Source organism: Bacillota bacterium (assembly GCA_012727955.1).
GTDB lineage: Bacteria > Bacillota > Limnochordia > DTU087 > JAAYGB01 > JAAYGB01.
In genome coordinates this window covers 18,153-28,201 of the sequence record JAAYGB010000041.1, presented here as the reverse complement: position 1 = coordinate 28,201, position 10,049 = coordinate 18,153, and the positions used below count along the sequence as shown (strand labels likewise).

8 protein-coding genes are annotated in these 10,049 nt (G+C 52.3%); all 8 read left to right on the top strand.

Annotation, left to right across the window (positions count from 1 at the left end):
- Positions 1 to 77 precede the first annotated feature (77 nt).
- The 8 genes from pstA to GX030_07710 all read left to right on the top strand — a co-directional run bounded on the left by pstA (position 78) and on the right by GX030_07710 (position 9,791).
- Complete coding sequence (gene pstA, locus GX030_07745; GenBank protein ID NLV92268.1) at positions 78 to 956, top strand: phosphate ABC transporter permease PstA; 879 nt, start codon at positions 78 to 80, stop codon at positions 954 to 956.
- A complete protein-coding gene (pstB, locus tag GX030_07740) occupies positions 949 to 1,698 on the top strand; it encodes a phosphate ABC transporter ATP-binding protein (protein NLV92267.1) in 750 nt (249 codons plus the stop codon). Before pstA ends, pstB begins: the two co-directional genes overlap by 8 nt.
- Positions 1,698 to 2,348: a phosphate signaling complex protein PhoU gene (gene phoU / locus GX030_07735; protein NLV92266.1), complete on the top strand. Its 651-nt coding sequence runs from the start codon at positions 1,698 to 1,700 to the stop codon at positions 2,346 to 2,348. The genes pstB and phoU overlap by 1 nt, the downstream gene beginning before the upstream one ends.
- Positions 2,345 to 3,019, top strand: a complete 675-nt coding sequence (locus GX030_07730; protein ID NLV92265.1) for a response regulator transcription factor — start codon at positions 2,345 to 2,347, stop codon at positions 3,017 to 3,019. The genes phoU and GX030_07730 overlap by 4 nt, the downstream gene beginning before the upstream one ends.
- Positions 3,016 to 4,683 (top strand): PAS domain-containing sensor histidine kinase, encoded by a 1,668-nt coding sequence (locus tag GX030_07725; GenBank protein NLV92264.1) that lies wholly within the window; start codon positions 3,016 to 3,018, stop codon positions 4,681 to 4,683. Before GX030_07730 ends, GX030_07725 begins: the two co-directional genes overlap by 4 nt.
- A 580-nt stretch (positions 4,684 to 5,263) precedes the next feature.
- A complete protein-coding gene (locus tag GX030_07720) occupies positions 5,264 to 6,592 on the top strand; it encodes a hypothetical protein (GenBank protein ID NLV92263.1) in 1,329 nt (442 codons plus the stop codon).
- Between the two features lie 397 nt (positions 6,593 to 6,989).
- Positions 6,990 to 7,772, top strand: a complete 783-nt coding sequence (locus tag GX030_07715) for an MBL fold metallo-hydrolase (protein ID NLV92262.1) — start codon at positions 6,990 to 6,992, stop codon at positions 7,770 to 7,772.
- A gap of 201 nt (positions 7,773 to 7,973) precedes the next feature.
- Entirely contained in the window at positions 7,974 to 9,791 is a 1,818-nt protein-coding gene (locus GX030_07710; GenBank protein ID NLV92261.1) for a HAMP domain-containing protein, read from the top strand.
- The last annotated feature ends 258 nt before the right edge of the window (positions 9,792 to 10,049 follow it).

Below are 10,049 nucleotides of genomic sequence, written 5' to 3'. Positions count from 1 at the left end.
GCTACGGCGGTACTCCTGTTTGTCTTTATCCTGATTATCAACCTCTCGTTCTCGCTGCTGAAAAGGAGGGCTAGTTAATGGAACCGATTAACACCCAGAGCCTGGCGCAGAAATGGAATTCATACAAGAGAAATCCCTTACCCTTGGTGTTGTTCCTGTTAGTTGTCCTGGCGGCGGTGGCTACCCTCTCCATCTCCTTCTATATCATCGGGTATATTCTACTCCGGGGGATTCCCAATTTGTCTTTGCCCCTCTTTGCTCTGGAATACACCTCGGAGAATGTATCCCTGCTTCCGGCACTGGTTAACACCCTGACGATGACCGCTTTGGCATTGGCTTTGGCCGGGCCCATCGGGATAGCCTCTGCCGTTTATCTGGTGGAATACGCCAAGCGGGGCAGCAAGTTGGTGGAACTGGTCCGCCTGACCAATGAAACCTTGTCGGGGATTCCCTCTATCGTTTACGGCCTTTTTGGCTTGCTCTTCTTCGTCACCACCATCGGCTGGGGATACTCCCTTCTCGCGGGAGCCTTTACCTTGGGCATTATGATCCTCCCTTTGATCATGCGCACCACCGAGGAGGCCCTGCGGGCAGTTCCCGATACCTATCGGGAGGGAAGCTATGGCCTTGGCGCGGGCAAACTGCGAACGGTGTTTCGGATTGTGTTACCTTCCGCCATCCCGGGGATCTTAGCCGGAATTATTCTAGCCATTGGCCGCATCGTCGGGGAAACCGCGGCTCTCATCTACACCGCGGGAACGGTGGCCAATATTCCCCGCTCGGTGATGGGCTCTGGGAGGACCTTATCGGTCCACATGTATGCCCTGGCCAGCGAAGGATTGTATGTCGGTCAAGCCTACGGTACTGCAGCGGTACTTCTGGTCATTGTAGTGGGAATCAACGGACTTTCCAGCTTCGTTGCAAAGAAACTGGTGAAAGGACAGGAAAATGGATAAATTTATCATAGAAAACCTTGATCTGTATTACGGAGATTTTCAGGCCCTGAAGGACATCAATTTGCAGATTCCGGCCAAGGAAATCACTGCCTTCATTGGACCCTCCGGTTGTGGTAAATCCACCTTGCTGAAGACCCTAAACCGGATGAACGATTTAGTGGAAGGGTGTACAATCACCGGCAGTGTTCGCTTGGATGATGAAGATATCTACGGCGATATGGATGTCAATCTACTGCGCAAACGGGTGGGGATGGTCTTTCAAAAGCCTAATCCTTTCCCGATGAGCATCTATGACAACATCGCCTTTGGTCCCCGCACCCATGGTATTCGCTCCCGGGCCAAGCTCGATGAAATTGTCGAAAGGTCCCTGCGGGATGCCGCCATTTGGGATGAGGTGAAGGACCGGCTGAAGGAAAGTGCCCTGGGACTTTCCGGGGGACAGCAACAGCGCCTTTGTATCGCCAGAGCCTTAGCGGTGGAGCCAGAGGTTTTGCTGATGGATGAGCCCACCTCGGCCCTAGATCCCATCTCTACCGGAAAAATTGAGGACTTGGCCGTCAAATTGAAACAGGATTATACGATAGTGATCGTTACCCACAATATGCAGCAGGCTCTGCGAATCTCAGACAGGACGGCCTTTTTCCTCTTGGGTGAGGTTATTGAATACGGAACAACAGAGGAGCTGTTCTCCACTCCGCGGGACAAGCGAACGGAGGACTATATCACCGGGAGGTTTGGATGATGAGAGCAAGGTTTGACCAACAGCTGGAACTGCTAAATACCGAGCTGATAGAGATGGGAGCGCTCTGTGAGCATGTCATTTCCCAGGCATTACAGGCTCTAAGGGAAGGCTATATTGCCCTTGCTCAAGAGGTAACCTCCGTCGACGACGAAATCGATGATAAGGAACGGAAGATCGAAAACCTGTGCCTGAAGATTCTTCTGCAACAGCAGCCGGTGGCCAGGGACCTGCGGCAAGTATCCTCGGCCCTGAAGATGATCACCGACTTGGAGCGAATCGGCGACCAGGCAGCGGACATTGCTGAGATTATCACCATGGGCAACATCGATGCCTCTAAGGATACCCTCCACATCGGTGAGATGGCTGAGGCTACCATAAAGATGGTGACAGATAGTATCGATGCCTACGTGCACCAGGACTTAGAGCTGGCCCAACGAGTAGTGGACTATGACGATGTGGTTGACGATCTATTTAATAGGGTAAAGCATGAAGTGATTGAACTAATCAGTCAGGATCCCGCCGAGGGCGAGTACGCCGTTGATTTGCTGTTAATCGCCAAATACCTGGAGCGCATCGGCGATCACGCCACCAACACCGCGGAATGGGTGCAGTTTTCCGTTACCGGTAAGCATAAGGATGGAGATCAATGATCTATTGCGTGGAAGACGATACCAATATCCGAGAACTGGTGGTATACACCCTGGAGACCACGGGTTTTTCCGCTCAAGGGTTTCCCGATGGCAAGTCCTTTTTCCAGGCCTTGAATCAGGAGCTGCCGGAACTGGTGCTCTTGGATATCATGCTGCCCGATGAAGACGGGCTCACCATTTTGAAGAAGTTACGGGCTTCCGCTCGGACCCAGGACTTGCCGGTGATCATGCTCACTGCCAAGGGAACGGAATACGACAAGGTCATCGGCCTCGACAGCGGGGCCGATGATTACATCGCCAAGCCCTTTGGGATGATGGAGCTTATCTCCCGGATCAAAGCCGTATTGCGGCGGGCTGCTCCCAAGGCTGATACCACAGAGCTGGCCAGTCACGGGATTACCTTAGACGTGGAACGCTACCGGGTGACGGCAGAGGGTGAACCGGTAACCCTCACCTTCAAAGAGTTTGAGCTCTTGCGCTACCTGATGGAAAACGAAGGGATTGTGCTGACCCGGGACAAAATCCTGGAGACCATCTGGGGATACGACTTTGACGGTGAAACCCGCACCGTTGACGTTCACATCCGTTCACTGAGGCAAAAACTAGGAGACTGTGGTCAGGCCATTGCCACGGTGCGGGGCGTTGGCTACCGGTTTGGTGACGCCAAATGAGACAGAAAATATTGGCCAGCATGAGTTTGCTGGTTCTGGTAACTATTTTGCTCTCCTCATTCTTAGTCTCCCTGGTGATGTATCGTCACTCCTTCGCGGACCTGAAGCAGGACATCCAGGATCTGTCGGCCTACCTGGTGGCGGGACTGAACCTAGACGGAGTAGAATACCTGGCTTTGGTCGCGGATATCGCAGACACCCACAGGATTACCCTAGTCGCTGCCGATGGTACCGTCCTCTTTGACAGCCAGGTTCCCGTGGAAACAATGGAAAACCACCGCGGCCGTCCTGAAATCTCCGCTGCTCTGCAAAGGGGCGAGGGGGAAGCCACCCGGTTGTCGGACACCCTCATCACCCAAACCTACTACTATGCCCGGTGGCTGGAGAACGGCCAGGTATTGCGGGTTGCCAGTACCTCGGGCAGTGTGTATTCGGCACTGTCTCGCTCCGTGCCCTCTATGCTGCTGGTTGCCGTGGTGACCTTCCTCTTGGCCCGATTCCTAGCCCGATGGCAGACCAGAAGAATAGTTGCTCCGATTAATGCTCTAGATCTGAAAAACCCCTTACGAACCGATGTTTACGATGAACTGTCCCCCTTGGTGACCCGTATTGTGAAGCAGAACGTCCAGATCAGTCAGCAGATCAGTGAGCTTCAGGAAAAGCGGGAAGAGTTCTTGGCCATTGCCGAGAACATCCGGGAGGGTTTGGTGGTCCTCAACGCCAAGGCTGTAATCATGTCGATGAATCAAAGTGCCCTGCGGATTTTCCGAGTGAAGGGCAGGGATTATCTCAATCGGCCGATCTTAACGCTTTATCGAGGGGTAGAGATGCAGGTGGCTCTAGAAAAGGCCTATCGCGGGGTCAGTGGGGAAGCTGCCCTGGCGATAGCGGGGCGGCAGTATCAGTTGATGGCCAATCCCGTCTGGGTGGATCGAAAGGTGAGGGGAGTTGTCCTGCTGATCTTGGATGTAACCGAGAAGATGGGCGCCGAGCAGATGCGCCGAGAGTTCTCGGCCAACGTTTCCCATGAACTGAAAACGCCTCTGACCTCTATCTCTGGCTATGCCGAGATTATGATGAACGGCCTAGTCAAGCCCCAGGATGTTACCAAAGTGGCGGAAAAGATCTACATGGAAGCCCGGCACCTCATTGCGCTGGTGGAGGATATCATTAAGTTGTCTCGCTTAGATGAAAATGTGGAACTGTCCCGGGAAGAGGTTGATCTGCTGCAAGTGGCCAGGGAGGTAGCCGCCAAGCTGCAGCCTCTCGCCGAAGAAAGGGACGTTACCATCTCTATAACTGGAGACAGCGCCACCGTCCATGGACTGCGGCATACCATCGAAGCAATGCTCTTTAACCTCTGCGAGAATGCCATCAAGTACAACAGGGAAAAGGGTAGGGTCGATGTCTCGGTCTATCACACCCTTAACGAGGTGGTAGTGGAGGTGGCCGATACCGGGATCGGCATCCCCTACGAGCATCAAGAGCGGGTCTTTGAACGCTTCTATCGAGTAGACAGAAGTCACTCCAAGTCTACGGGAGGTACCGGACTGGGACTATCGATTGTCAAGCGAGGCGCTCTATACCACGACGCCAAGGTACAGCTAACCAGCGAACCCGGCGAGGGAACCACAGTTACCCTCCGGTTTCCCAAGAACTCCTAGGTCAGAGCTGGCAGAGGGTATCGAGTTATCCAGTTCAAGAGAAGGGCTGACCAACCACAACGAGCAGACTTTGTGATGTGCTGCTTAAGAAATATCTGAAAAAGCGCTATTTACCGATGGCCCCATCCTATCTTTAGGGAGTGGGCCATTTTGTTATGAGGGGGGCGAAATCAGGCAAGGATTCACCTCACGGTGTGATCCAGGCAAAGCACGATACGTTGAGAATTACCGCAGTCAGTATAAGAGTGATGTTTCCTTCCTCGAAAACCTAGACTTTGATCGAGATACCTTAGCGCTAATTCAGAGGTAGGAAAGCCTCTAGTTGTAGGGAAGAGGTTGCATCTACCGGGCTTGCCGCAAATCCCAGTATCTATGGGGTCTGCGGCAATTTGTTTCTCTGTGAGGCCTTTTTTGCTCGCCATCAAAAAACTGTGTTTTTTGCCAAATCCAGGGATAATTTCCTGAAGCGTGATCATGCTAATAGTGTACCGAAAGGAGGGGATTATCCCAGGATAGGTTCATGCAGGTGAGATTTATCGCGACGTAACAGGAAAACATCGAGGAAAGGAAGCGAACTATAGTGAAGAGGTTTAGAGTATCGGTTTCCTTGTTGTCTGTGGTGGTTTTCCTCGTAATGGCGATGTCCCTTAGCGCGTTAGCTGCAGAGGCACCGGGGATTATCGAAGTCACTGCGCTGGCCGAAACCCTCGAAGAGGGGCAAAAGGTTACCGCGGTTGTGATCGAGTATTCCGAGCCAATTGCTTGCGAAGCGATAGCTTCTGGCAGCTTTTCCGTCGCTGGTCGCTCCATCACCCGGGTGTATGTCAACGATAGCGGCGAAAAGGGGGATGTTAAAACCAGGGGCCGATTTGTGGTCATTGAATTGGCTGTTGATCCCACTCCCGGGAACAGCGTGGGTAATACGCTGCTGTATGCTAACGGACGAAATGAACGACTGCCGATTCATCTAAGTATCGTGCAGCGGGTCAACATCCAAACTATCGCCGGCAATACCATACTTCCCAGCGGATTTACCAATACGGCTGAGCGCAACTTGGAAGTTGATGGCAGATTCCAGGCTCTGTCCTATACGAATCCCGAGACAGGCACAGTCCTCAACTATCGCCTGTTTGTTCCGGAAGGCGACCTTGATGAACCGCTACCTCTAGTGGTTTTCCTCCATGGCGCGGGAGAGCGGGGCGACAACAATATCAGTCAGCTTGTGGCCAACCGAAGCGCCTTGGAATGGGCCACTCCCGAAGCCCAGGCTGAGAATCCCTGTTTTGTCTTAGCACCGCAGTGCCCATCGGATACAGCCTGGACGGCCAACACCGGAACTGCAGAAGAGCCGGTTTACGAAACCTCATATGCCCTCAAGAACGTCAAGGCGGTTATCGACCAGCTCATTGAACAGTACAACATCGATACCGCTCGCATCTATGGAACCGGGCTGTCCATGGGCTCCCGTGGTACGTACATCATGAGTCTGGAAAATCCCGACTTGTATGCGGCCCAGCTCAACCTATGTTCAGCTGATGTGTATCCCGATAGCCAAGTGGCTGGAATTGTTGACAAACCCATCTGGGCTATCGTTGCCGCCGATGATGCTGATCGTCCCGAGAATAAGAGACATCTGATGAACCAACTGGAGAGACTGGGTGCCACCGTTTGTCGTCAGATACATGACCGTGGGTGGAATGGATTCTTGCGCGGGGCCGAGGCCGAGGCTCAGGCAGAAGAACAAATCACCGAAGCTGAGTGGGCCGGTGCCAATGTGCTGTACACAGAGTATATTGCAGGTACTGTTGTGCCTTCTGCTCACTGGAGTTGGATGGCCGCCTACGCTAACTCCGCGGTGAGGCAGTGGCTGTTCTCCCACGTTTCAGATACTCCTTATCAACCAAAGTAGGTCAGTAAGAAGATAAACACCAAAATGGCCCCATCCTGTCTTTAGGGAGTGGGGCCATTTTAGTGTTATGAGGAGGTGAAACCACAAGAGGATTCGTTTCTCGGCTTGCGAAGAAAACTATAAGAGGAACTAAAACAGGTCGTTGCAAGGAATTTTGAAGGAAAGTCCTTGGTTTTCGAAGAATTTCTGATGGCCTTGCCCTAGGAGTTCGGCTATACGCCAGATTCGATATCCAAGGAGTTATTTTCGATAAGAGTTCTGGCAGATTAATCAGTCTTATACGGTGCGATGATTAATGATGTGGATAGAGAGAGGTAAGACATGTAAGTAGAGGATCCTATGCCAAACTTCGTAGTAAGACTATAGCAACAATACTATCAAAGCTAGGGGGAGTACAGTGAAAATACACTTCTTGGGAACCTGCAGTGGCACGGAACCCTATCCCGGTCGGCATCATTCCTCTTTTGTTATCGAATATGATCAGCGGCTGTATTGGTTTGATGCCGGTGAGGGTTGCGGCCACACCGCTCATGTTATGGGCTTGGACACTTTATCGACCGAGGCGATGTTTATTTCCCATCCCCATATCGATCATACCGGAGGCTTACCCCATCTGGTCTGGATGCTGAAAAAGCTGGAGAGTCGGACCGAAGAGCCGATTAGCAATCAGATTGACGTGTTTCTGCCCCATATGAAGATATGGCAGGGTGTGGAGAGCTTGCTCTTCTTGGCGAGAACCTACTATGGGAGCGGCATTACCTATGCCCCCCAGAGGATTGAGGAAGGGCAGATATACAACAAGAATGGGCTTTCCGTTACGACGGTTCATAACAACCATATTGGTGAACGAGATGAGGTTGGAAAGTGGATGTCCTTTTCCTTCCGTATCGCAACAGATACTAAATCCATAGTCTTTTCCGGCGATTTTAGGGACATGACGGAACTAGAGGAACTGTTGTCACCGGACGGCACCGATCTCCTCCTAGTAGAGACCGGGCATCATCGAGTGGAGGATATCTGTTCCTACGTAGTTAACTCAGACAAACCGATCAAAAGGGTCGGATTCATCCATCACGGAGTGGCAATTCTAAAGGATTACGATGGCGAGCTATCCAAGGCGAAGACATTCCTAGGCGACCGGGTGTTTTTCGCCAATGATGCCATGACGATTACTCTGTAGGGGCGGGCCTTAGGGCTTTCCGCCCCTTCTTGTTTAGATACTTGTTTCCTATAGATTCATACCCGAATCTTGCAGTCATTTTGCTGATAAATTCAATCTCTGGCAGGAATCCCAGCCTTCTCCACGAATATCCACCCTTATTAGGAATCAATGCCAATAGGGGTGAGGTCTGTGAAGACACTCCAGTCAGCAGCAGTAAGGATGGGAATAAGAACAAAGCTATTTGTCCTGATTATCATCGGGGTTTTCGCGATGCTCTTAACAGTAATCGTTTTTCTTTTGTTTAACCAATATCGCCTGTTTCAGGCGATGATCACCGATAGCCTCACTGCAGCGGAAGGGATAGTGGCTAGTGAACTCGATGGAAGGGCACAACAGGCCCTGGGCATTTCCATGGCTGTGGCAGGAATGCCGGAGATCATCGAAGGTGCCATCAGTCAAGAACGAAGGGCTATCGTAGATACAGTAGTATCCATCTACGAAAGTGTGCACCATGCCTTTGGCGTCGACGTTCTTCATGTCCGGGCTCCCTATGATACCTCCCTAGTTAGGGGGCAAAACCCCGAGGTCTATGGGGATGTGCAAAGCCGGGGAGGAATTGTCGATGCCGCCCGCCTCGGTCAACCCCTTTACGGGTTTGATCGGGGTCCCTTTGGGATGGGAATGCGGGGCTGGGCTCCCATCAAGGCCGGGAATACCGTAGTAGGCACAGTGGAAACCAATATTCCCTTCACAGAAAACCTCCTCCGGGGGATTCACGAATCTGTCAATGCAGAGATCGCGGTGTTTGTACCTAGTAACGGGGGATATGAACTGTTAACGGCTACTGCGGGAACAGCCCAGGTCCCGGTACTCAATGATATCACCTTTGATTTCACCGACACCCGTCATCTTACCTGGAACTGGGCCTACAGCTACTTCCCGGTAGTGAGCTACGATGGCACGGAACTGGCAGTAGTGACTATCTTCCAAGACATCGCTGAATATCAGCGGATGATATTAACCCAAACCCTACAATTGATTGTGGTACTGGTTGTGGGTGCCATCGGGTTTACCGGATTGCTGCTCTATCTTGTGGGACGGATTTTGACTCCTTTGCAGATGGTCGGTAGGGCCGCTGAAACCATTGCCTCTGGCGATCTAACGGTAGTTGTCCCCTCGGTGGAAAGTCGGGATGAAGTAGGGATGCTGGTGGGAGCCTTCACTAAAATGGTCGGTTCCCTCAAGCAGATGATCGGGTCTGTCTCTGAAACGGTGAATGAGATCAGTTCTGCTAGTCAACAATTGGCATCCTCGACAGAACAATCTCGCTCCTCCATACGTCAGGTATCTGATACTGCCGATGACTTTGATTCTGCGGCAGCCGCAATGCGGGATATTACCGCAGCCATCGATGGCATAGCCAGCGTTGCAGAACAGGGCAATACCGCTGTTCAACAAGCGGTTCAAGGTACGGCGGAGCTGCAGGAGACAATGGGCAGGCTTACGGACTTTATCACCATCTTGGAGCAGCGGTCTGAAGAGATCGGCCGCATTGTCGAGATGATCAATGCCGTTGCCGAGCAGACTAATCTCCTGGCCCTCAATGCTGCCATCGAGGCGGCTCGGGCTGGAGAAGAGGGACGAGGCTTTGCCGTTGTCGCGGAGGAGGTACGCAAATTGGCGGAACGTTCCGCCGATGCCACAGAAGAGATCACCCAGCTGATTAACGCCATCCAGCAGGAAACCCAGGAGGCTGTAGCCGGGATGTCCCAGAGTTCAGCGCAGGTGGAGAAGACCAGTGAAATAGTCAGCCAAAGTGGTGAGGCGCTGCACCGCATCATAGCAGCCGTTAACGGTGTTACCGACTTGATTGGTAGCGCATCCCGCAGCATTGCCCAGATCAATAGCGCTAGCCAAGAGATTACCGCTGCCGCGGAGGAACAGTTTACGACCATGGATGAAATTGCAGAAACATCCCAGGAGTTAAGACAGATGGCAGCAAAGCTGCAGGAATTGAGCAGTCAGTTTAAGGTGTAGACGGATCTTTGCTCGGTGGCTCCCTGTACAGAGCTGCTCAAGGGTTTCTGCCCCGGTCCAGCGTAGATAGAATGGCTTCTTAGGCAGACCAGTAGGACCCCTTCCCGTATCCGAGTATTCATGTCTAGCTGAGACCTCACTTCCAGAGGGACTGTTGCTCTGTCGCCCATAGGAAGTGAGGTCTAGTTTCTACAAGGTGGCGTCGTTGGCCAATAGGTAAGACTAGGCTCGTGACATCGGAAGGTGCGGCACTCCTGA